At 73.6% G+C, this 22,238-nt stretch carries 16 protein-coding genes; 5 read left to right on the top strand and 11 right to left on the bottom strand.

Annotation, left to right across the window (positions count from 1 at the left end):
- Positions 1-131 precede the first annotated feature (131 nt).
- From ACFC02_RS08400 to ACFC02_RS08370, 7 genes are all read right to left on the bottom strand, one after another.
- Positions 132-1,376, bottom strand: a complete 1,245-nt coding sequence (locus tag ACFC02_RS08400) for a cytochrome P450 (RefSeq protein ID WP_376353980.1) — start codon at positions 1,374-1,376, stop codon at positions 132-134.
- Positions 1,373-2,614, bottom strand: a complete 1,242-nt coding sequence (locus ACFC02_RS08395) for a cytochrome P450 (protein WP_376353977.1) — start codon at positions 2,612-2,614, stop codon at positions 1,373-1,375. The genes ACFC02_RS08400 and ACFC02_RS08395 overlap by 4 nt, the downstream gene beginning before the upstream one ends.
- Complete coding sequence (locus tag ACFC02_RS08390; RefSeq protein WP_376353974.1) at positions 2,611-3,237, bottom strand: ATP/GTP-binding protein; 627 nt, start codon at positions 3,235-3,237, stop codon at positions 2,611-2,613. Before ACFC02_RS08390 ends, ACFC02_RS08395 begins: the two co-directional genes overlap by 4 nt.
- Positions 3,218-3,565, bottom strand: a complete 348-nt coding sequence (locus ACFC02_RS08385) for a DUF742 domain-containing protein (RefSeq protein ID WP_376353972.1) — start codon at positions 3,563-3,565, stop codon at positions 3,218-3,220. Before ACFC02_RS08385 ends, ACFC02_RS08390 begins: the two co-directional genes overlap by 20 nt.
- Positions 3,562-3,969 carry a roadblock/LC7 domain-containing protein gene (locus ACFC02_RS08380; protein WP_376353969.1) on the bottom strand — a complete coding sequence of 136 codons (408 nt, stop codon included), beginning with the start codon at positions 3,967-3,969 and terminating at the stop codon, positions 3,562-3,564. The genes ACFC02_RS08385 and ACFC02_RS08380 overlap by 4 nt, the downstream gene beginning before the upstream one ends.
- The gene (locus tag ACFC02_RS08375; RefSeq protein WP_376353967.1) at positions 3,966-5,591 is read right to left on the bottom strand and encodes an ATP-binding protein; all 1,626 of its coding nucleotides are present in this window, start codon (positions 5,589-5,591) and stop codon (positions 3,966-3,968) included. Before ACFC02_RS08375 ends, ACFC02_RS08380 begins: the two co-directional genes overlap by 4 nt.
- 338 nt (positions 5,592-5,929) lie before the next feature.
- Entirely contained in the window at positions 5,930-7,141 is a 1,212-nt protein-coding gene (locus ACFC02_RS08370) for a PP2C family protein-serine/threonine phosphatase (protein ID WP_376353964.1), read from the bottom strand.
- A 138-nt stretch (positions 7,142-7,279) separates the two neighbouring features.
- On the opposite strand from ACFC02_RS08370, the gene ACFC02_RS08365 reads away from it, so the two are divergent.
- From ACFC02_RS08365 to ACFC02_RS08355, 3 genes are all read left to right on the top strand, one after another.
- Entirely contained in the window at positions 7,280-8,503 is a 1,224-nt protein-coding gene (locus ACFC02_RS08365) for an EfeM/EfeO family lipoprotein (RefSeq protein WP_376353962.1), read from the top strand.
- 305 nt (positions 8,504-8,808) lie between these two features.
- Positions 8,809-10,038, top strand: a complete 1,230-nt coding sequence (efeB, locus tag ACFC02_RS08360; protein ID WP_376353960.1) for an iron uptake transporter deferrochelatase/peroxidase subunit — start codon at positions 8,809-8,811, stop codon at positions 10,036-10,038.
- 168 nt (positions 10,039-10,206) lie between these two features.
- Complete coding sequence (locus ACFC02_RS08355) at positions 10,207-12,048, top strand: phospholipase C (protein ID WP_376353958.1); 1,842 nt, start codon at positions 10,207-10,209, stop codon at positions 12,046-12,048.
- Positions 12,049-12,129: 81 nt separating this feature from the next.
- Here the strand turns inward: ACFC02_RS08355 and ACFC02_RS08350 are convergent, their stop codons facing one another.
- On the bottom strand, positions 12,130-13,455 hold the full coding sequence (locus tag ACFC02_RS08350; protein WP_376353955.1) for a lipase family protein: 1,326 nt from the start codon (positions 13,453-13,455) through the stop codon (positions 12,130-12,132).
- A gap of 257 nt (positions 13,456-13,712) precedes the next feature.
- Complete coding sequence (locus ACFC02_RS08345) at positions 13,713-16,493, bottom strand: SpoIIE family protein phosphatase (RefSeq protein ID WP_376353952.1); 2,781 nt, start codon at positions 16,491-16,493, stop codon at positions 13,713-13,715.
- Positions 16,494-16,659: 166 nt separating this feature from the next.
- On the opposite strand from ACFC02_RS08345, the gene rpmG reads away from it, so the two are divergent.
- Complete coding sequence (gene rpmG / locus ACFC02_RS08340) at positions 16,660-16,824, top strand: 50S ribosomal protein L33 (RefSeq protein ID WP_376353949.1); 165 nt, start codon at positions 16,660-16,662, stop codon at positions 16,822-16,824.
- Positions 16,825-16,870: 46 nt separating this feature from the next.
- Here rpmG and ACFC02_RS08335 read toward each other — a convergent pair whose 3' ends face one another.
- Together ACFC02_RS08335 and ACFC02_RS08330 are read right to left on the bottom strand one after the other, a co-directional pair.
- Complete coding sequence (locus tag ACFC02_RS08335; protein ID WP_376353946.1) at positions 16,871-19,417, bottom strand: SpoIIE family protein phosphatase; 2,547 nt, start codon at positions 19,415-19,417, stop codon at positions 16,871-16,873.
- 133 nt (positions 19,418-19,550) lie between these two features.
- Positions 19,551-20,027 (bottom strand): GNAT family N-acetyltransferase, encoded by a 477-nt coding sequence (locus ACFC02_RS08330; protein ID WP_376353943.1) that lies wholly within the window; start codon positions 20,025-20,027, stop codon positions 19,551-19,553.
- An 868-nt stretch (positions 20,028-20,895) separates the two neighbouring features.
- Between ACFC02_RS08330 and ACFC02_RS08325 the strand changes: the two genes are divergently transcribed.
- Complete coding sequence (locus tag ACFC02_RS08325) at positions 20,896-21,126, top strand: hypothetical protein (protein WP_376353940.1); 231 nt, start codon at positions 20,896-20,898, stop codon at positions 21,124-21,126.
- Positions 21,127-22,238: the final 1,112 nt, after the last annotated feature.

Genomic DNA, 22,238 nt, shown 5'->3' with positions numbered 1-22,238 from the left:
GCTGCTTCCTCACCCGTGCCCGCGACCGCTGCCCGCCGAGTGGCCCTGCCCGCCCCCCGCCGGGGGGCGGGGCGGCCGGCCGGGGGGGGGGGGCCGGGCCCCCCGGGGGCCCGGGGGCCCCGCCCCCCACCCTACGAGTCCAGCCGGACCGGCAGCTCGAACAGGTCGTTCTGGGTCACCACGGGCTTGTTGCGCAGCTCGGACGCCGGCACCGCGAGGTCCAGGCGCGGGAAACGCGCGTAGAGCGCGGGCAGCGCGACCTGGGCCTCCAGGCGGGAGAGCGCCGCGCCCGGGCAGACGTGCGGGCCGTGCCCGAAGGAGATGTGGCGCGTCCCGGACTCGCGGGTGATGTCGAAGTCACCGGCGCTCGGCCCGTGCGCCTGCTCGTCGCGGCCTATCGCGCCGTACGACACGATCAGCGCGTCCCCGGCCGGGATCACCTGGTCGCCGACCGGCACGTCCTCGGTCGCGAAGCGGATCAGGACGTGCGAGGTGGGCGTCGAGTGGCGCAGGGTCTGCTCGATCACCGCCGTCCAGTCGGCCTGCCCGGACAGCACGAGCGCGCGCTGCTCCGGGTGCGTGGACAGGTTGACCACCGCGTTGACGATGAGCGAGATGGTCGTCTCGTGGCCGGCCGCGACCATCAGCTGGAGCGTGGAGACGATCTCCTCGTCGGTCAGGTGGTCGCCGTCCTCGGACGCCAGGACCAGGGCGCTGGTCAGGTCGTCGCCGGGCGCCTCACGCCTGGCGGCCACCGTGTCGCCCATGATCCGGGCCAGCTCGGTCAGTGTGGCGACGACCTCGTCGGGCGGGGTCTGCGTGGAGAAGAACTTCTCGAACAGCACCTTCAGGCGGGGCAGCAGGGCCGTCTCGATGCCCATGAGGTCCGCGACGACGTACATCGGCAGCGGGTAGGCGAACGCCGCCTTGAGATCGACGGTCCCGCCGTCCGCGGGGAGTGTGTCGAGCAGGTCCTGCGTGAGCTTCTCGATGCGCTCGCGCATCCGCTCCACGCGGCGCGGAGTGAGCGCCTGCGCCACCAGCGCGCGCAGCCTGCGGTGTTCGGCGCCGTCCACGGTGAGCATCGACCGGCCCGGGTTGGCCAGGCCGATCAGCGGCCAGTCGGCGGGGATCTCCCCGCGCCGCCAGGCACCCCACACCTGGATGTCCTTGACCAGCCGCGGATCGGTGAGCAGGGCCCTGGCCTCGGCGTGGTGGGTGACGGCCCACACCGGGACGCCGCCGGGCAGTTCCACGGCGGCCAGCGGTCCGGCGGCGCGCAGCCGGGCGCTCTCCCCGTCCAGATCGGTGACGAAGGGATCGAGGGCGATGCGCGTGCTGCCGGTGTCTGTCGCTTCTTCGGTGCCGGTCGTCATCGTGACGTGCCTCCCAGGGCAGGGGTCGGAGTGAACCGAACGGGCAACTCGGTCATCCCCCGCAGCCAGGGCGAGGGACGACGGGTGAGGGAAGCGGGGGGCACCACCAGGTCGATGTCCGGCAGCCGGTCGAGGACCACCTCGATGCCCGTCCGCGCGATCACCTCGGCGACCTCCTGCGCGGGGAACGGGCAGAGGTGCTCGCCGTGGCCGAAGGAGAAGTGGGCGTTGTTGCCGCCGGTGAGGGCCGAACCGTGGGTGCGCACCTGGGGATCGGAGTTGGCGCCCTGCAGACCGAGCAGCAGCAGGTCGCCGGCGCGGACGCGACGCCCGCCGAGCTGGGTGTCGCGGGTGGCCCAGCGCCCGGCCACGTTCTGGGTGGGCGTGTCCTCCCACAGCACCTCGTTCATCGCCTCGGCGACGCTGTTGCGGCCGCCGAACAGGGAGGCGGCGAACCGTTCGTCCGTCAGCATCAGCCGCAGCGAGTTGCCGATCCAGTCGGCGGTCGGCTGGTGACCGGCCGCCATCATCACCATCAGGTCCTGCGCGACCTCCTCCTCGCTGAAGCCGCCGGTGTCGGCCAGCATCCGGGAGGCCACGTCGTCCGCGGGCCGCTCCCGGCGCGCCGCGAGCAGCGCCGCCATGGAACGCGCCAGGTGCGTCTGGCCCGCGATCGCCCGCTCCCGGCCGTCGATCATGTCGTTGAGGGCGGTCACCAGGGCCGGGCCCTCCTCGTCGGAGAACCCGTAGAGACGGGCGAGGACCCGCACCGGCAGCAGCATCGCGTAGTCGGCGACCAGGTCGGCGGTGCCCTCGGTGCACACCGCGTCGATCAGCTCGTCGGCGAACCGCTCGCAGTGGCGCCGCAGTTCGGACGGCTCGACGGCCTCCAGCGCGTTGCTGATCACCGCGGCGCGCTCGCGGTGGCGCTCACCGACCGTGTAGAGGATCGACGGCTGCTTGTGGCCGATCATCGGCAGCAGAGGCCAGTCGCCGGGGATGTTCTCCCACTGGTTCCACAGCTCGGAGTCCCGGCTGAACAGCACCGGGTCACCGGTCACCTGGTGCAGTTCGCGATAGCCCAGCACCAGCCAGGCCGGGATGTCGCCGTCCAGCAGGACCGGTGCGACGGCGCCGTGGTCGCGCCGCATCTCCCGGTACAGGACGGCGGGTTCGGCCCGGAACCGGGGGCCGCCGAGCGGGACGGCGTCGAGCGGGACGGCGTCGGGGGTCGTCACACGAACTCCTGTCGGGGCAGGGCCGGCTCGGCGGCCTGGCCGGCGTAGTGGTCCTTGAGGTGCTGCACGAGGGTGATGAGCACCTGCTTGCTGGACTCCCGGGAACGGGCGTCGCAGTCCACCAGCGGCACCTGCGGATCCAGGTCGAGCGCGTCACGGATCTCGGCGTGCGCGTGGGCGGGACCGCCGAAGTCGTTGCAGGCCACGATGAACGGCGTGCCGTGGTGCTCCAGGCGGTCGATGGCGTACCAGGAGTCGCCGATCCGGCGGGTGTCGACGAGTACCACCGCACCCAGCGTCCCCGAGAACAGCCGGTCCCACAGGAACCAGAACCGCTCCTGACCGGGGGCGCCGAACAGGTACAGCACGTTGTGGGCGTCCAGCGAGATGCGGCCGAAGTCGAAGGCGACGGTCATGGCGGTCTTGCCGCGCACACCGCTGACATCGTCGACCGCCTCGCCCGCCTGCGTCATGGTCTCCTCGGTGTTGAGGGGACGTATCTCGCTGACCGAGCGGACCAGGGTGGTCTTGCCGACGCCGAAACCGCCCACCACGACGATCTTCAGACCGTTGTCGGCGGAGGCACCCAACGGGGTACGGGCGTCAGAGGTTGCGGAGTCCAACGAGCACCTGCTCCAGGATGTCGGGGTCGTAAACGGCGGCCCTGCGCGGATGGCGGGCACTGACGCGGCCGGCCGCCAGCAGGTCGCACAGCAGCACCTTGGTGATGCTCACGGGCAGCCGCAGTTCGGCGGCGATCTCCACCACGGCCGTGGGGAACCGGGCCAGCCGGAGGATCGCGGCGTGCTCCGACTGCATCCCAGGCGCCGGCTGCGACTCGGCGACGACCAGGGTGACCAGGTCGAAGGGGCTGTCGGGGCCGGAGCCGGTGCGCCCGCCGGTGATGGTGTAGAGACGGTCCGGGGCGTCGTCCCTGCCGGGCCTGCTCATGAGGTCCGGGGCTGGGCGCTCAGGTACTCACCGAGCTGTTCCACCAACTCGCTCATGTTGTGCCCGACGAGCCCGGCGTCCGCGTCCTCGGTGGTGACGACCGCCAGATGAGCGCCCTCGCCGGCCTCCACGATGAACAGCACCCCGCCGTAGAACTCGGTCATCGCCGAACGCACGCCGCCGCTGCCGTCACCGAACTCGGCCGACGCGCCGTGGGAGAGCGACTGGATGCCGGCGGCGATCGCCGCGAGTTGGTCGGCCTGGTCGACCGTCAGCTCCGGGGTGCGGCACAGCTTCAGTCCGTCCCGGGACAGCACGAGCGCGTGCCGCGCGCCCGGGGTCCGCTCCAACAGGCCCTCCAGGAGCCAGGTGAGCTGGTCGTCGGCGGTGGTCTGGCCGGTCATGAGGTGGGGTCGCCTTCCGGGTGCGCGGTGGGGAGTGACGGTGAGCCGGCCGATGCGGGCGGGGCGGCCTCGCCCCCGGCCGGCACGGATCCGGTGGTCGGGTCGGGCCGCGTCGCCGCCTGGTCGCCGGTGCCCGGGCGCACGGCCTGGCGGAAACTGCCGAAGCGGGCGGCGCGGGCCTTGGCGTCCTCGGCCGTGGACGCGGGGCGCGGAGCCGGGGCGCGAGCCGCCGACCGGGCCCGTTCGGCGTCGGCCAGGGTGCGGCCCCTGCGCCGCTTCGGCAGCCCGGCGGCCCGCTCGGCCGTCTCGCCGTCCGTGCCGTCGGGCACACTCTCGTGGACCGGTGCCGGGCCGCCGGCGTCGGCGGCTTCGGCGGCGGGCAGGGCCCGCTGGCCGTCCTGGGCCGCCGCCTGCCGGGCGGTGCCGGCGACGGTGTCCTCGCGGGTGTCGCGCGCGGGCGGTCCCGCGGGCCGGGCGGGGGAGGCGACGGGGCTGGTGAGGATGTCCTGGGGGACGAGCATCAGCACCCCCGTACCGCCCCGCGCGGACGGCCGGAAGGACACCTTGAGACCGTACTTGCGGGCCAGGCGGCCCACGACGGCGAGCCCGAGCCTGGTGCCGGTGAGGCCGCCCAGCTCCGAGACGTCGCCCGTAACGGCCTGCTCGGCACGGCGCAACTGGATGTCGCCCATCACCAGGCCGCTGTCCTCCACGGAGAGGATGATCCCGGCGGGGACCTCCTCGACGTAGACGTGGACCTCGGACGTCGGCGGGGAGAAGTTGGCCGCGTTGTCGAGGAGTTCGGCGAGCGCGTGCATCACGCCCTCGGCCGCGTGTCCGGCCACGGCGGTCTCGCTGGTCGCGTGCACCCGCACTCGCCGGTAGGCGGCGATGCGGCCCAGTGCGCCGCGCAGGATCGACTCCATCGCGATGGGCCGTGCCCAGCGGCGCCCCGAACGGGCGCCGGTCAGGACGGCGACCGAGTCGGCGAGGCGGCCGGCCTGCGCGGTGCGGTGGTCGAGGTGGAGCAGGTCGGCCAGGACCTCCTCGTCCGAGTGGCGCTCCTCCATGGCCCGCAGGTCGGCGAGCATGGCGGTGGTCAGCGCCTGCATGCGCCCGGCCGCGTTGGAGGTGGCGGAGATCGCCGCGTCCCGGGCCCGCCCGGCCCACTCCAGCTCACCGGTGAGCCGGGCGTTCTCGTGCCGCAGGCGGTCGGTCTCGCGGGCGGCGGCGTCCTCGAGCTTGGCCCGCTCGTGGGCGAAGGACTGGGCGAACTCGGCGCGCTGACGGGCCAGTTCGTCGATGAGGCGCTGCCGTTCACGCTGCGCCTCCTCGACCACCCGGTGCCGCTCCTGGGTCAGGCGCTCGGCGTCCTGGACCGCCGTGTGCAGCCGGCGCCGGGCGATCCGGGCACCCTGCGCCGCGCGTACGGCCAGGAAGACGGCGACCACCAGGACGGCGGCCGCCGCGCCCGTCCCCCAGGCGAGCGGGGCGCGTACCGAGGCGGGCGCCGCCGAGACCGCTCCCGCGACCGCGGCGACGGACACGACGGCGGTGAGGGCGGGCAGGGGAGCGAGAGAGCGGACGGTGGGTCGCTCGCCGTGAGGCGTGGGCGCGGTCATCAATCGGGTCCTCGGGCGGCCGCCGCTCGGTCGAGAGCGGCCCTCGTTCGGGGCCTTGGACAGGTCCTGGCTGGTGACAGGTGGCAGGTGACAGGTGATACGTGCTGGTCAACTGTCGGTCACTATACGAGCTTTGGTGATCATATTGGAAAGTCCCGGTCCGATTGCCTGCCCCTGCCGGTCTGCCCCGGCCGGGAGCGGTCCCGGTCGGCTGCTTCGGTCAAACGCGGTCCCGGTCGGCCTGCTTCGGCAGGGCTTGTTCAAGCCGGGCCTGCTTCGGTCGGGCTTGTTCCGCCGGGCCTGCTTCGGTCGGGCTTGTTCCGCCGGGCCTGCTCCGGTCAGGCCTGCTCGCGCCGGGCCTGCTCCGGCTGTGCCCCGGCCGCCGGGGCGTCGTCCGGGCGCGCGCAGCGCAGGGCGCGGCCGACCCTGGCGGCGGAGGCGGACGGCTCCCGGCGGACCGCGATCAGGGCGACGTCGTCGCCGAGGCGCCCGCCGGTGTGGGCGATCAGATCGCGCCGGACGTGGTCGAGCAGCACCTCGGGAGCGCACCCGGCCCACTGCGGGGTGCGTTCGGTCAGCGGGTAGAAGGCGCCGTGCCGGTCGCGTGCCTCCACCACGCCGTCGGTGAACAGCAGCAGCGTGTCGCCCGGCCCGAAGGGGAGCACGTCGACGGTGGGGCCGTCGGCATCGGCCAACCCGACGCCGAGCGGAGGTGCGGGGTTCAGGTCCGGGACACTGACGCCGCCGCCGTCCCGCTTCAGCAGCAGGGGCGCCACATGTCCGCAACTCGTCATGCGGACGACCGGTTCGTCGTCCGGGACCTCCAGCAGCAGCGCCGTGACGAACCGTTCCCCCGCCTCCTCCTCCGGTTCGAAGTCGGCGAGGTAGCGGGTGATGCTGCGCTCCAGGGACGCGGCGAGCGCCGGCAGGGCGGTGTGGTGGTGTGCGGCCTCGCGGAAGGCGCCGAGCAGCAGGGCCGCCTCCCCGACCGCCGGCAGGCCCTTGCCGCGCACGTCACCGATCAGCAGCCGGGCGCCCCTGCCGGTACGGGCGGCGGCGTACAGATCGCCCCCGATCGACGCCTCGTCCTCCGCGGCCAGGTAGAGGGAGGCGAGCTGCAACGATCCCAGCCGGTCCGGGAGCGGCCACAGCAGGACGCGCTGCGCGGCCTCCGCCACCGACCGGACCTGCGCCAGTTCCCGGCGGCGCCGGTCGCGGACCACGGACAGCGCCACGATCAGCGCAGACAGCACCGCGAGGGAGATCACCTGCACGATCACGTTCCGCGACAGCAACGAGTGGGAGTGCCAGCCGATGAACGCCTGCGCCGCCACCGACAGCGCCCCGACGCAGCCCGTCGTCCACGGCCCCTCGGCCCATGCGGTGATCGCGGGCGCGATCACCAGGAGCGGTCCGAGGTGGATGTCGGTGGGGGTCACGATGTCGGAGACGGTGATGAGCACGATGAGCACGGCGGAGACCAGCAGCAGCACATGGCCCGATGGCCGCGGCTGCGCACGGCCGGTCAGGCGTCGCTGCCAGTCACCCACGCCTCCACACTGCACCGGGGCGACACACCGGCGCACCTCGGGAAACCCGTGGGTACCGGTTTTCCCGGCCGTCTGCCAGGGTGGTGGCCGTCGTCCGGCACGACGCGACCACACGGGGCGGACCTGGGGAGGACCGGAATGCGGGTGCCCGGCTCGGGCGTACGGCGGATCGGGCCGCGGGCCGCGATCGGGGCGGCGGCGCCGGCGGTGGCGCTGCTGCTGGTCCTGGTGCTCGGGGCCGCCGGGGCGCTGACGTCCGCCCGTACCCCCCGCGGCACGGGCGCCTCGGCCGACGGGCTGCCGCACACCACCGTCGAGGTGTCGTCCGCCCGGTGCGGGCGCGGCTGGGACGAGCCCGAACCCGGCGTCCAGGTCTTCGAACTCCGCAACGTCTCCGACCGGGCCACCGAGGTCTACCTGGAGGACCCGCGCAGCCACGCCGTGTACGGGGAGGTCGAGGGCATCGGTCCCGGCACCACCCGGACGCTGACCGTCCGCGTGGGCAAGGGGGCGTACACGTTCCGGTGCGTGCCCGAGGACGCCGACGCGGTGAGCGGGCCGACGGTCCGCGTCGATCGCGGCACCGCCGGCCCGGCCGCCGCCGCGATCACCCAGCACGACCTGATCCCCCCGGCGATCGACTACCAGAAGTGGGTGGCGGGCGGACTGGACGAGGTGGTGCGGCTGACCGGGCGGCTGCGGGAAGCGATCGACCGGGGCGATCTCGGCCGGGCCCGTACGGCGTGGCTGCCCGCACACCTCCAGTACGAGCGGCTGGGCGCGGCCTACGACGCCTTCGGCGACGCCGACGGGCGGATCAACGGCACCGACGCGGGCCTGCCCGGCGGCGTCCACGACCCGTCCTTCACCGGCTTCCACCGCATCGAGTACGGCCTGTGGCACGGCGAGGGTGCCCGGACCCTGCGGGCCCCGGCCGCGGCCCTGGTGCGGGCGGTCACCGCGTTGCGCGACACGTGGTCCCAGGCCCGCATGGACCCGGCCCAGCTCGGCCTGCGGGCGCACGAGATCCTGGAGAACACCGTGCAGTTCGAACTGACCGGCCGCACCGACTACGGCAGCGGCTCCGCCCTCGCCACCGCCCGGGCCAACCTCGACGGCACCCGTGCCGTCCTGTCGCGGCTGCACCCGCTGCTCGCCGGCCGCTACGCCGCACTGGCGGGCCTGGACCGGGGGATGGAGCGGGCCAGGAGCCTCCTCGACGGATTCCGGCACGGGGACCGCTGGACGCCGCTGGACCGGCTGAGCCGTACCCGACGCGAAAGGACCGACGCCGTGCTGGGCGACCTGGTGGAACGACTGGCCTCCGTGGCCACGCTGTGCGACCCGCGGAGGACGTCATGACGACCTCGGACGCTGCCGCGGGCCCGTTCGGGGGGACGGGAGGGACGGGTCGGCCCGAGGGGGCGACGCGGACCGAGGGGACGGAACGGGCGGACCGGGCGGGTCGGACGGTGTGGGACGGGCGGTCCGGGCGGGACACGTCGCCGCGGCGGGGCGCAGGAGCGGCGGGGCCCGCCGCGGTGGCGGGCGGGCAGGCGGCCGGTGGTGTGGGGCGGCCGGCCCGGTGCGAGTCGGCGGGGCGGGCGCCGGGGGGCCGGGGCGCCGAAGGCCCGGCGCGCGAGGAGCCGGCGGGGCCGCCGTCCGGTGTGGGGCGGCGCCGGTTCCTGCGGGGGGCGGCGCTGGCCGGTGCCGGACTCGCGTCGGGGGGAGCTGCCGCCGGCCCGGGCCTCGCCGCGGGGCCGGACGGGCCCGTCGTACCGGTCGTCGCGCCGTTCCACGGCCCGCACCAGCGGTCGGTACTCGCCGCCCCGCGCCGCTGCGCCGCCTTCGTCGCCTTCGACGTCACCGCCGCCGACCGGGCGGAACTGACCGACCTCCTGCGCACCCTGACCGAGCGCGCCCGGTTCCTGACCTCGGGCGGTACACCCGAGCCGGTCGGCATCACCGGCCCGCCCGCCGACTCCGGCCTGCTGGGCGGACGGCTGCCCTCCGGGGCGCTGGCCGTGACCGTCGGCGTCGGTGCCGCGCTCTTCGACGACCGTTTCGGGCTGGGCGGACTGCGCCCCCGGCGGCTGGGGGCCATGCCGTCCTTCCCCGACGACGACCTCAGGCCCGACTGGTGCCACGGCGACCTCAGCCTGCACCTGCACGCCGACGACCCGGACACCGTCCTGCACGCGCTGCGCGACATCGCCCGGCACACGCGCGGCGGCCTCCAGGTCCGCTGGCGGCTGGACGGCTTCGCCTCCCCGCCCCGTCCCTCCGGCACCCCGCGCAACCTGATGGGCTTCAAGGACGGCACGGCCAACCCGGACGCCGGTGACGCCCGGGAGATGAACCGGCTGGTGTGGGTGGGCGAGGGCGGCGGTGAACCGGACTGGGCGGTCGGCGGCAGCTACCAGGTGGTCCGGCTGATCCGCATGCTGGTGGAGTTCTGGGACCGGGTCTCCCTCACCGAACAGGAACGCATGTTCGGCCGGGCCCGGGAGTCCGGCGCGCCCCTGGACGGCGACTTCGAGGACGACACCCCCCACTACGCGGACGACCCCAAGGGCGACGTCATCCCGCTGGACGCCCACATCCGCCGCGCCAACCCGCGCACCGCCGCCACCGCCGACCAGCGCATCCTGCGCCGCGCCTACAACTACGACCGCGGCATGGACGGCAACGGCAACCTGGACATGGGCCTGCTCTTCTGCTGTTACCAGCAAGATCTCGCCCGACAGTTCGAAACCGTGCAGAAGCGGCTCGAAGGGGAGCCGCTGACCGACTACATCAAGCCGTTCGGCGGCGGCTACTTCTTCGCCCTGCCCGGCGTGAGGAACGAGGAGGACTGGTACGGACGTGCTCTCCTGGGGCGCGCTGTGATCGGTTAGGCGCGATTTGCTCCCCTGTTTGGTCAATACAGGGTCAAGAATTGTCTCTGGTTGCCTGACCCGGTGTTCATCCCCGCGTCATCATGGCTCCTCCGCCGCGCCGCCGGCACGGCGGAGCATCCCAGCCCGTACGCCGCAGCCACGATCCCGCCCGGAAGGTGGACCCACATGGCCAGCAGGGGAAGACGAGCAACGATGCGCAGCCTCGGGGCGCTGGCCGGCGCCGCGGTGCTCACCGTCCTTGGCGGAGCCGCCCCCGGCTGGGCCGCCGTGCCCGCCGCGGGCCACGGGCGCGGCGCGACCGCGACGCCCGTCGAGCACGTCGTCGTCCTCTTCGACGAGAACATCTCCTTCGACCACTACTTCGCCACCTACCCGAAGGCCGCCAACACAGACGGCACGAAGTTCACCGCGTCGAAGCGGACCCCGAGGGACATCGACACCCTGGCGCACGCCGGGCTGCTGGAGCACAACCCCAACCAGTACGCGCCCAAGCGGCTCACCCCCGAGCAGGCCGTCACCTGCGACCAGAACCACTCCTACGGGCCGGAGCAGTACGCCTACAACGGCGGCAGGGCCGACCAGTTCGTGCAGAACACCGAGGTCGGCAAGTGCAGCGGCGGTCTGTTCGGCGAGCCGGGCCTCGTCATGGACTACTACGACGGCAACACCGTCACCGCGATGTGGAACTACGCCCAGCACTACGCCCTGAGCGACCGCTCCTTCGGCTCGAACTACGGCCCGTCCACGCCGGGCGCCATCAACCTGGCGTCCGGCCAGACGCACGGCATCATCTCCGTCGACCCGGCCTCCGGCACACAGAACCCGAAGCAGACGTCCACGCCGGACCCGTACACCGTCAAGTCGCCCGACGCGAACGGTGTCGGCACGATGATCAACGACCCCGACCCCGCCTTCGACGACTGCGCCGGCAAGAACCACACCAGCCGCAACGCGCTCGCGGTGATGAAGGGCCGCAACATCGGCGACCTCCTCAACCGCAAACACGTCAGCTGGGGCTGGTTCCAGGGCGGCTTCCGGCCGTCCACCGCGTGGAGCGGCGCGCAGGGAGAGTACGCCAAGTGCGACACCGCGCACGCCAACGTCGGCGGCGCCCAGGTCGTCGACTACAGCCCGCACCACAACCCGTTCGCGTACTACAGGTCGACGGCCAACCCGCACCACCTGCCGCCGAGGAACGTCGCCGAGATCGGGCACGACGGCCGGGCCAACCACAACTACGACCTGACCGACCTGTCCGCGGCGCTGAAGGCGGGCCGGCTCCCGGCCGTCAGCTTCGTCAAGGCCCCCTCCTACCAGGACGGGCACGCCGGGTACTCCGACCCGATCGACGAACAGCACTTCCTGGTCGACCAGATCAACGCGATCCAGAGTTCGCCGCAGTGGAAGTCCACCGCGATCGTCATCGCCTACGACGACTCCGACGGCTGGTACGACCACGCCTACGCCAAGGTGCGCAACGGCTCGACGGACACCTCGGTCGGCTCCAACGGCAAGGCCACCGACAGCCCCGCCTGCCAGGCCGGGCCCAAGGCGGCCGGCGGCTACCAGGACCGGTGCGGCCCCGGCACCCGTCAGCCGCTGCTGGTCATCTCCCCGTACAGCAAGGTCAACAAGGTCGACCACACCCAGACCGACCAGGCGTCGATCATCCGGTTCATCGAGGACAACTGGCGCACCGGGCGCATCGGTGACCACTCCTTCGACGCGACCGCGGGCTCGCTGGCGGGCATGTTCGACTTCCGTCACCCCAACGGCAAGCAGGTGCTGCTGAACCGCGACGGCTCGGTCAGGTCGGTCGGACCGATCCGCTCCGTGGCGCCGGTGACCACGTCCATCACGCCCGGCCCGGCCTTCGAGAGCGCCGCCGCGTCCACCGACGCCTCCTCGCCGGCCCTCGCGGTGGGCATCGGCGCGGGCGCGCTGCTGGCCGTCGGGGCCACGGGGACGTACCTCACCCTGCGCCGCAGGAGTCGTAGCTCCGTCTGACGGCCGAGTCACGGACGTACCGGGCCGCCCCGCCGGCGACGGGGCGGCCCGATGACGTGCTCTGCCGGGGCGGCGGGCGGGTCAGGGCTGTACGGGCATCGTGAGGCAGTTGGACGGGGCCGGCCTGCCGGCCAGGCGGTCGGTGAGCCAGGACACGGCGGTGCCCTGGTCGGCGAGCAGCGGTCCGAAGTGGTTGAGCAGGGGGCTGACGACGTTCGGCAGGACGACCGGCGCGTAGGTGACGTCGGCGCCCTTGCGGCACCAGTCGACGGCGAGCTGCCGGGCCTGGCCGTGCGGCACGAGGTCGTCGCTGACGCCGGTGGCCACGCGCACCGGCCCGGCCGGCTCCAGCCTGCCGATGCGCTGGGTGCCGAGGAAGTCCCGGAGTGTGGGGTCGGCGCCGATGATGGCACCGAGGGACTTCCCGTCGGTCGTCCACTTGGTGCTCTTGGCGTAGCCGTAGTGCAGGATCGCGTCGCCCACGCACATGGTCGACAGGTCGGCCAGGGCGGCCTTCCCGGCGGCGTTGAGGTGGGCCTCGGCGATGGGGCGCAGCTCCGGGTCGGTCTGCAGGAAGCCGTTGAGCGACCAGCCCAGGGCGCCGGCCAGTTCGCTGCCGTCGATGCCCTCGGTGACCTCGGTCAGGTCGGCGGGCGGTGCGCCGGCGTAGGTCCCGGCGAGCGGGACGTCGGGGGCGTAGGAGGGCTGGAGTTCGGCGGCGGCGGCGGTCGCGCCGCCGCCCTGGCTGTAGCCGAAGAGCCCGACGCGTGAGGCCGCGGTGACGGACGCCCCCGCGACGGCGCGTGCGGCGCGGGCGGCGTCGAGGACGGCGTGGGCGCCGTCGACGCGGTTGACGTAGGTGTGCAGCCGGTCCGTGGCGCCCAGGCCGACGTAGTCGGTGACGACGACGGCGGTGCCCTGGGCCAGCAGCCGGTAGACGGACAGGTCCTCGTAGCCGACGGACACCGTCCGGCCGTTGAGGGACAGCGGGTGTTCCAGGCCCAGCGAGGCCGCGCACTGGTCGCCCTGGCCCATGGTGCCGGGCGCGACGACGACCAGGGGGCGCGCACCGGTGCCCTTCCAGGGCGCGGTGGGTTCGATGTAGGCGCCGGTGACGGCGACGGGCGCGCCGTTCGAGTCGGTCGACTTGTACATCAGGCGGGTCGCCCGGCCCGGCAGCGGCCCGTCGAGGCTCGGCAGGCTGAGGGCGAGCGGGAGGTGCTCGCTGCGGATCAGGGCGCCGTCGGCGGCGGGCAGCTGGGCGGGCGGGTTGTAGAACTCGGGGATGGTGACGCCGCGGGAGACGACCGGGCCGGAGCCGGTGGCCGCGGCGGCCGGGAGCGCCTGGATGCCGAGGCACGAGGCGGCGGCGACGGCCGCGACGAGCAGCCTTCTGGACGCGGGCATGGGGAACCTCCTGGGGTGAGGCCGGGCACGCGGGCGGGGAAGTGCGGAACGAGACCGTACCCACCCGCTGTTACCGCCGGTAGCAGCAGACAGGTTACGGTTCAGTAATTTGACTCAGTGTCTAATAGGGCGCGGGGAGCGGTCACCGCACGTCAGCCGGCCGGGGCCCGCGCTCCTGTGCAATCCGCCCCACCAGGTGGGAGCCCGCCCCTCACCAGTGCGCGCCCGCCCCCGCCTCTCCAGTGCGAGCCCGCGCCTCACCAGGCCAGCTGGTCGAGCAGCGCGGACGGGTCCGGCTGCCGGGCGCCGCCCGGGCTCTGCTCCGCCCAGATGACCTTGCCGTTCGCCACGTAGCGCGTGCCCCACCGGTCCGCGAACTGCGAGACGAGGAACAGGCCCCGGCCCCCCTCGTCGGTCGTGGCCGCCCGGCGCAGCCGGGGGGAGGTGTTGCTGCCGTCCGACACCTCGCAGACCAGGGTGGAGCCCAGCAGGATCCGCACCCGCACGGGGGGAGCACCGTAGCGGATCGCGTTGGTGAGCAGCTCGCTGAGGATCAGTTCCGTGGCGAACACCGACTCCTCCAGCTCCCAGTCGAGCAGCCGCCGGCTCACCTCCGTCCGCACCCGCGAGACCGCGCTGACGTCGAACGGGACGTCCCAGACCGCGACCCGGGACGGATCGAGCAGCCGGGTGCGGGCCACCAGCAGGGCCACGTCGTCGCTCGGGTGCTCCGGCAGCATCGTCTCCATCAGCGCCCGGCAGGTGTCCTCCGGCGTCTGGTCCGGGTGCCCGACCGCCGAGGCGAGCATCGTCAGCCCCTCGTCGATGTCCCGCCGCCGGTCCTCGACCAGGCCGTCGGTGAACAGGACGATGCGGCTGCCCTCGGACAGCACCAGTTCCCCGGTCTCGAACGGATGTCCGCCCACTCCCAGCGGCGGCGACAGCGGCAGGTCGGGGAAGGTCACCCGGCCCACCGGGTCCACCAGGGCGGGCGTGACGTGCCCGGCGCGGGAGAAGGTGCAGTGCCCGCCCACCGGGTCGTAGATGACGTAGAGGCAGGTGGCCCCGGTGACCAGGGAGCCCTCGCCGTCCGCGCCCTCGGCCGGGGTGTCGAGGCGGGCCACCATCTCGTCGAGGTGGCCGAGCAGTTCGTCCGGGGGCAGGTCCAGCGAGGAGAAGTTCAGCACCGCGGTCCGCAGCCGCCCCATGGTCACCGCCGCGTGCAGCCCGTGCCCCACCACGTCGCCGACGACGAGCGCCGTCCGGAACCCCGGCAGCGGTATGACGTCGAACCAGTCGCCGCCCACGCCCGACTGCGCCGGGCGGTAGCGCCAGGCGACCTCCAGCGCGTCCTGCTCCGGCAGGTCCCTGGGCAGCAGACTGCGTTGCAGCGTCACGGCCATCGCGTGCTCGCGGGAGTACCTGCGGGCGTTGTCGATGGCGACCGCCGCCCGCGCCCCCAGCTCCTCGGCGACCGCGACGTCCTCCTCCTCGAACCGCGGCGACCCGGCGCCCCGCCAGAAGTTGACCATCCCGAGCACCACGCCGCGCGCCCTGAGCGGCACCGCGATCAGCGAATGGATGCCGGAGGCCAGCACCCGTCGCGCGCCCTGCGGATCCTGGGCCCGCCAGTCCTCGGCGGCCCGCAGGTCCGGCACCAGTACGGCCTTGCCCCGGCGCAGCGCCGCGACCATCGGCGTGTCGGCCACCACGAACCGGATCAGATCGCCCACCGGCTGCAACGGGTGCCGGGAGCCGCGCAGCGCGGTGCGGCGCATCCGGTGCACCGCCCCCGTGGGCTCCTCGCCGTGCAGCACGGCCTCCAGGAGTTCCACGGTGACCACGTCCGCCAGCCGGTCCACCGCCACGTCGGCCAGTTCCTCCGCGGTGCGCCGGACGTCCAGCGTCGTGCCGATGCGCACCCCGGCCTCGTACAGCAGGGTCAGGCGGCCCCGCGCCACCTCCGCGCGCCCCGACAGGGCCCGCAGCTCCGTGGTGTCGCGGAAGCTGGCGACCAGGCCCGGCGCGTCCGCGTACGGGGCGGTGCGCCGGGTGTTGACCGCCAGGAGCCGCTCACCGGCCGGGCACACCTCGTCGGAGACGACCTCGCCCGCCACGAGGACCCGGGTCAGTTCCGGCGCCAGGCCCAGTTCCGTGACGTGCCGCTGGTCGGCGTCCGCAGGCAGGGCCAGCAGGCGGCGCGCCTCGTCGTTGGCGAGCAGCAGCCGGCCGTCGGCGCCGACGATCAGCACGCCCTCGCGCACCGCGTGCAGCACCGCGTCGTGGTGTTCGTACATCCGGGTCATCTCGGCGGGGCCGAGACCGTGGGTCTGCCGCCGCAGCCGCCTGCTGACGAGGGCCGTGCCCGCGGTCGCGAGGGCGAGGGCGAGCGCGGCCGAGCCCAGCACCATGGGCACCTGCTGGTCCAGCAGGTGCCCCAGGTTCTCGACCTGGATCCCGGCGCTGACCACGCCGACCACCCGGCGGCTCGCGTCCATGACCGGCACCACGGCGCGCACCGCGTCGGCCGGCTTGCCGTGGAAGGTGTCGGTGAAGGTCTCGCCGGAGATCGCCCGGCTGACGTCCATCGCCTTCGTCCCGACGAGCCGCGGCTGCGTGTCGGCGAGCCGCACCCCGTGGACGTCGAGCACGGAGATGAAGTCGATGCCGGCACCCGCCTGCGCCTGGAGCACCGGTGTCTGGAGCAGCTTCGTCGGGTCCGGGGCCTTCAGGGCGAGGGCGGTGCCGGGGGCGTGGGCGAAGGCCTCGGCCGCGGCCAGGGAACGCTTGCGGGCGTCGTTCTCGCCGTCGTAGCGGCCTTGCAGGACCAGCGCGGCGGCCGCCGCCGCGACCAGCACCAGGACGACGATGACCTGGAGCAGGAACACCTGCGCGGCCAGCGTGCCGGGGCCCCAGGGCGAGGACCGGCGGCGCCCGGGGGAGGGCGGCGGGCCCGGGCGACGGGACGGATCAGCGGACCGCCGGCCTCCGCGCGGCGCTGCCGCCTTCGACCGGGACCGGCGGGAACGTCCGATCATGCTCCCAGTTCTAGCACTGCGCTCACCCGCCGGGCGACCGGTATGCCGGTTTCGTCGGGGTCCTGCCGGCCCGCGCCGAACGGGGAATGCGGCCGCCGCCCCCGCTGTTGACGCACCCGGTCGCGATGTCTGGATCAATCCAGGATGCGGCCGAAAGGAGGATCACATGGCACGCACCACCGTGCGCCCCGTCGTCCGGCTGAAGTCCACGGCCGGGACCGGCGTCACCTACGTGACCCGGAAGAACCGTCTCAACGACCCCGACCGGCTCGTCCTGCGCAAGTACGACCCGGTCGCCGCCCGGCACGTCCCCTTCCGCGAGGAACGCTGACCGACGCCGGCTCCCGGCGGGGGCGCGCCTGTCGGCGGGGACGCGCTCACGCGTCCCCGCGGGGCAACTGCTGCTCCGCCCAGATCGTCTTGCCGCAGCCCGTGTACCGCGTGCCCCAGCGCAGGGCGACCTGGGCGACCAGGAAGAGGCCGCGCCCGCCCTCGTCCGTGCTGTGCGCCCGCTTCAGGTGCGGCGACGTACTGGCGCCGTCCGACACCTCGCAGATCAGGGTCCGCTCGTGGATCAGGCGCAGGCCGATCGGACCGCAGGCGTGCCGGATGGCGTTCGTCAGCAGCTCGCTGACGATCAGCTCCGTGCTGAACGCCGCCTCGCCCAGCCCCCAACGGGACAACTGCCCGGCCACGGCGCCGCGCGCCACGTGCACCTGCGCCGGGTCGGCGGGCACCTCCCAGTAGGCCACCCGGTCGGAACTGAGCACATGGGTCCGGGCGATCAGGAACGCCACGTCGTCGCGCGGGCGGTCCGGCAGCAGTGTGCGGACCATGACGTCGCAGATCTCCTCCAGCGGCCGGTCCGGATGGGCCAGCGTGAAGCACAGCCGCTCCATGCCGACGTCGACGTCCCGGTCCGACGCCTCGATCAGCCCGTCCGTGTAGAGCGCGATGACACTTCCCTCCTCCACCGGCACCTCGGCGCACTCGAACGGCAGCCCGCCCAGCCCGAGCGGCGGCCCCGCCGGGATGTCGGGGAACTCGACCGGCTCGTCCAGATGGGCGATCGCCGGACTGGGATGCCCCGCGCGCGCCACGACGATCTTGCGGGCGATGGGATCGTAGACGGCGTACACACAGGTCGCGCCGACCTCCGTGGGCCCCGCGGCGGCCGCTTCCGCCTCCTCCGAGAGCCGCACGACCAGGTCGTCCAGGCGCGCCAGCAACTCGTCGGGGGCCAGGTCCAGATCGGCCAGGGTCTGTACGGCCGCCCGCAGCCGGCCCATGCCGGCCGCGGCGTGCAGCCCGTGGCCGACCACGTCGCCCACCACGAGCGCGACCCTGGCACCGGAGAGCGGGATGACGTCGTACCAGTCACCGCCCACGCCCGACTCCGCGTCGGCCGGCAGATACCGGTGCGCGACCTCGACGGCGCTGTGCGCGGGCAGGGCCGGCGGCAGCAGGCTGGTCTGGAGGGTGAGCGCCGCCTGGTGCTCACGGGCGTAGCGCCGTGCGTTGTCCACGCACACCGCCGCCCGCGCCACCAGCTCCGTCACCAGGAGCAGGTCGTCCTCGTCGAAGCAGTCGGGGTTCTTCCACCGCATCAGCGTGACCACGCCCATGGTGACGCCGCGCGCCCGCAGCGGGACGACCAGGTGCGTGTGCACACCGAGCCGGATCAGCTTGTGCCAGCGGATGGGGTCGTCGGCGACCCAGGGGGTGGTGAGGCCGACGGCGCTCACCCGCAGCGGTTCGCCGGTGGCCAGGCAGCGCCGCTGGGGCGAGCGGACCGGGTACCGGGTGGGCTCGCCCTCCCCGACGACCCGGTCGGGCTCGTCCTCATGGATGGACAGATGGGCGGCCCGGCGCAGGGTCGCCGCACGGCGCTCCGGCCACGCGGCCGGCATCCCCCGCGCCCGGACCACGTCCAGGAGGTCCACGGCGACGAAGTCGGCGATCTGCGGGACGAGGACCTCCGCCAGTTCCCGTACGGTCCGGTCGAGATCGAGCGAGGTCCCGATGTGCTCGCTCGCGGCGTTGAGCAGCGCCAGCCGCTGGCGCGCGGGGTCCCGGCCGGTGAGGTCGACGGCGGTGTAGCAGATGCCCAGCGTCCGGCCCGAGGCGTCCTTCAGCGGGAAGAACGCGCGCAGCCTGGAGCCGCCCGGACACAGCGCGCCCCGGGGGCCCGGCCGGGGCGGCACGGCGTCGAGGGTGACGTGGCAGTGGCCGGAGAGCAGGGTCTGCCTGGCCTGCCGCGACACCACGGGCGACGCCCTCGCCCGGCCGCCGCGCGTACGGCCCCTGCCCGCGGTGCCCGGGAGACCCATGCCTGCCGCACCCGGGTCCGCGCCCTGCGTGCCGGCGGCGCCCCGGCGGGGGTCCTCGGCGCCGCCGGCACCCGCTCGTGCCGGGCCGCGCGCCGGCTCGGCGGGGTCTTCCTCCATGGCGGCCATCGCGGCGTTGCCCCAGCGGTAGCGCATCGCCGTGTCCAGTACCGCGACGCCGAGCGGCGACCGCTCCAGCAGCCCGCGGGCCAGCGCCGCGTCCATCTCCCGCCGGCGCCGCTCCGCCGCGTCGCACGCGGCGACCAGCCATTCGGGAGGCCCGGTCCCGGCGGCCAGGGGGCAGACACGGACGGCCAGCCGGACGGTGTGGCCGTCCCGGTGGCGCAGGGCCACCACGCCCTCCCAGTCCCGGCCGATCCGGCGCAGCCGGGGCACCACCGCGGCAGGGTCCCCGCCGGCCAACAGGCTCCCCACGGGCCGCCGCAGCACCTCCGGGGCCGGACGGCCGAGCAGTTCCTGGGCGCCGGGGCTCCAGCGGACGATCAGACCCTCGGAGTCGACGATCGCCACGGCCGCGGACGTCATGGCGAGCGGATCGCCCGGAAAGGCGCTGTAGGCGGCACCGCTGACGCCCATGCTGTCATCCCCATCCACGGGCAGGACCCCACGCGCACATTTTCGCATCGGGGGCCCTCTCCCGCCGCCCGGGACGGCCGGGGAACGCTGAGGGCCCGCCCCGGGCGTCCGCCGGAGCGCGGGAGGTCCGCCGTTACGCCGGCCCGCCCAGCGCGGTCAGCGCCTCGTCCGTCAGCCGGTACACCGACCACTCGTCCTGGGGGCGGGCGCCCAGGGCCTCGTAGAAGTCGATCGTGGGGCGGTTCCAGTTCAGGACCGACCACTCCAGGCGCTCGTAGCCGCGCTCGACGCAGATACGGGCCAGTTCGGTCAGCAGGGCCTTGCCGTGGCCGCCGCCGCGGGCCTGCGGCCGTACGTACAGGTCCTCCAGGTAGATGCCGTGCACGCCGCGCCAGGTGGAGAAGTTGAGGAACCACAGGGCGAAGCCCACGACCTCGCCGTCGGCGTCCTCGGCGACGTGCGCGTAGGCCGCCGCACGTTCCCCGAACAGGGCCTCGGCGAGCTGCTCTTGCGAGGCACGCACCTCGTCGAGCGCCTTCTCGTACTCGGCCAGTTCGCGGATCAGGGTGTGGATGACGGGCACGTCGGCAAGGGTCGCGGCACGGATCATGGCGGCAGTCTCACACACCGTCCGCGCCCCGCACCGGCCGGGTGCCCGCCGCGGCACCGGGGCGATCGGGCACCCCCTACGCGTGGGGGTGCCCGATCGTGTGGCGGGCAGGGCGCCCGGGTCAGACCGCGGGCGCCGGGTAGGTCGGGTACTCGACCGCGGAGCGGGCCTGACCTGCGTCGAGTACGGCAAAGGCTGCTGCAACCTGGCGTTTAAGCGTTTCCGGGTGTTTCTCGATGTTCCGCGATCTTTCGCGCCTAAACCCCCTGAGAACCCCCCTGTGGCAGTGGGCCCCCCTGAGAACTCCCTCGGATCACCCTCCCAGATAGGGCTGTGAGCTGCGAAAGTAGTAGTCCCTCCTGCGTCATATGGCGACGCAGGGGGGACTTTCTCCCGTCCGGCTGGCGCGCTTCCCAACGGCTGTGGCCGACGCGCGGCCTGGGGCGCGCCAGGGAGGGGGCATCCTCGGCGCAGCTGCCCGTTGGCCGAAAGTGATTACGGGTGCATGATCGTGATCCGCCTGGGGGCGAAAACAGGTGATCCGCTCCGGCGCGCACTCACGGGCATGCGGGAGCGCGCAACAGGGGGCTCCATGCCATACCAGCGATCAGCTGCGTTCCACCTTGCGCGACGCTTCCCGTCCGGCCATCTCATCCATGCTGTCGACGGGAGAGAGGTGTAGTCGACCTCTACTTTCATCCTCTGCACATCAGGGAAGCGCTCGTCTGGCAGCTGAATCGGATCGGTCTTCAGCATGTGACCTTCAGTCTGTGACGCCAGCGATGGACGTATCAGGGCCGCATGGAGGAGCCAGTGGAGGGACTCAGTGTGGCGGTGCCGCGATGGGAGATCGTTTTCTGCTTGTGAGATGCCCGCCGGCTTGCACGTGTTCCCCAGCGAACAGGACGGCTCCTGTATCTGGCTGATCCACTCCGGCTCCTGCACTCGGGACCTGGTGTCCGAGTGGAACGGCATGTTGAAGCGGATCGCCGGGGATGGGCTGTGGCTCCAGGCGTGGTCCGATGGCAAGCGCATCCCGCCACGCCACGCCTCTCTGGCGCCGCTCGGTGACGCGGCGAACCTGCTGCTCTGCGGCTGAAATGGGCGTGACGGTCCCCCCCCCCGGCGGGCAGGCCGGGGGTACCGCGACCCGGGCCCCGATGCCTGGGGGCTGGACGAGGCGGGCCACCTCGGAATCCTTTGTTGCGCAAATACCCGACCTCACCCAGCCCGACGTCTGCGGAGGGTCGGGCATCGACGTCGCCAGCTACAGCCGGATCGAGCAGGGCCAAACTCGACACCTTGATCCGGATCGCTGACGCAATCGGTGTCCCGCTCGCCGACCTCGTGCAGTGAGCGGCCGCCCTCACGGGGGCGACGAGGCGGCCGCCCCTCTCCAGCGCATACTCCCCCGATTCGCCGTCAGGGAGCCCGCTGGACTCGATCCCGTCCCCGGCGCGCGGTCGGCGTCGTGGTCGGAAGCGGAAGTTCACTCGATCCATTCGATGCACGAGGCGTCGGTGACGGCCTTGCGGCCGTTGTAGAAGTCGACGCGCCGACTGTCTTCGTGAGGTGGCCTCCTACAGGATGCCCGGCCGCTGGGATGTTCCAGCCCGCAGTAGCCGGCCGCGCGAGCGCCCGACTGTGCGGCCTCTGCGCACCGTGTCGCGAGTTCCTTTCGCTTACTCACCGCCCGCCCCTTCCGGCATCAGCCAGCGGCAGTGGACGTAGCCGGGGTACGGTGCCGCCTCGCCTTCCCACAGGTGCGGCACGGCCCGCTCCATCGGCAGAATCGGGTCCGAGCGGGCCCCGCACACCGGCTCGGGCTGACGGTGGTTTCCTCGTACGCGCTCCGGCGGCCGTGGGAGACCCAGCACATGCTGCCCGCCCTGCAGTACGTGCACCCGGCGACGTGGGCCTGCCAGTCTTACCAGGTGATAAGCCAGTTGTACCGGACCCAGTAGCAGTCAGAGCAGTCCCGCGGGGTCATGTCGAGCGCTTGCAGGTCAGTGGCGGCCGGGCCTGGGTCCCGGCTGCACCAGGCGCACGCCGAGCCCGTGCGCCGCTCCTCCGTGAGCCGGGCCCGCAGCCGGCCAGCGTGCAACGCACCGTCGCCCGCTGGGAATCAGACTGCCAACGATGCCCGACGACCGGTATCAGCTCCTCCTCGCCCACCCCTACGCCCGCAGCCCCGCAGGGAAAACCCATCGG

Source organism: Streptomyces sp. NPDC056160 (assembly GCF_042268205.1).
Classification (GTDB): Bacteria; Actinomycetota; Actinomycetes; order Streptomycetales; family Streptomycetaceae; genus Streptomyces.
This window is presented reverse-complemented; position numbering and strand designations above follow the sequence as displayed.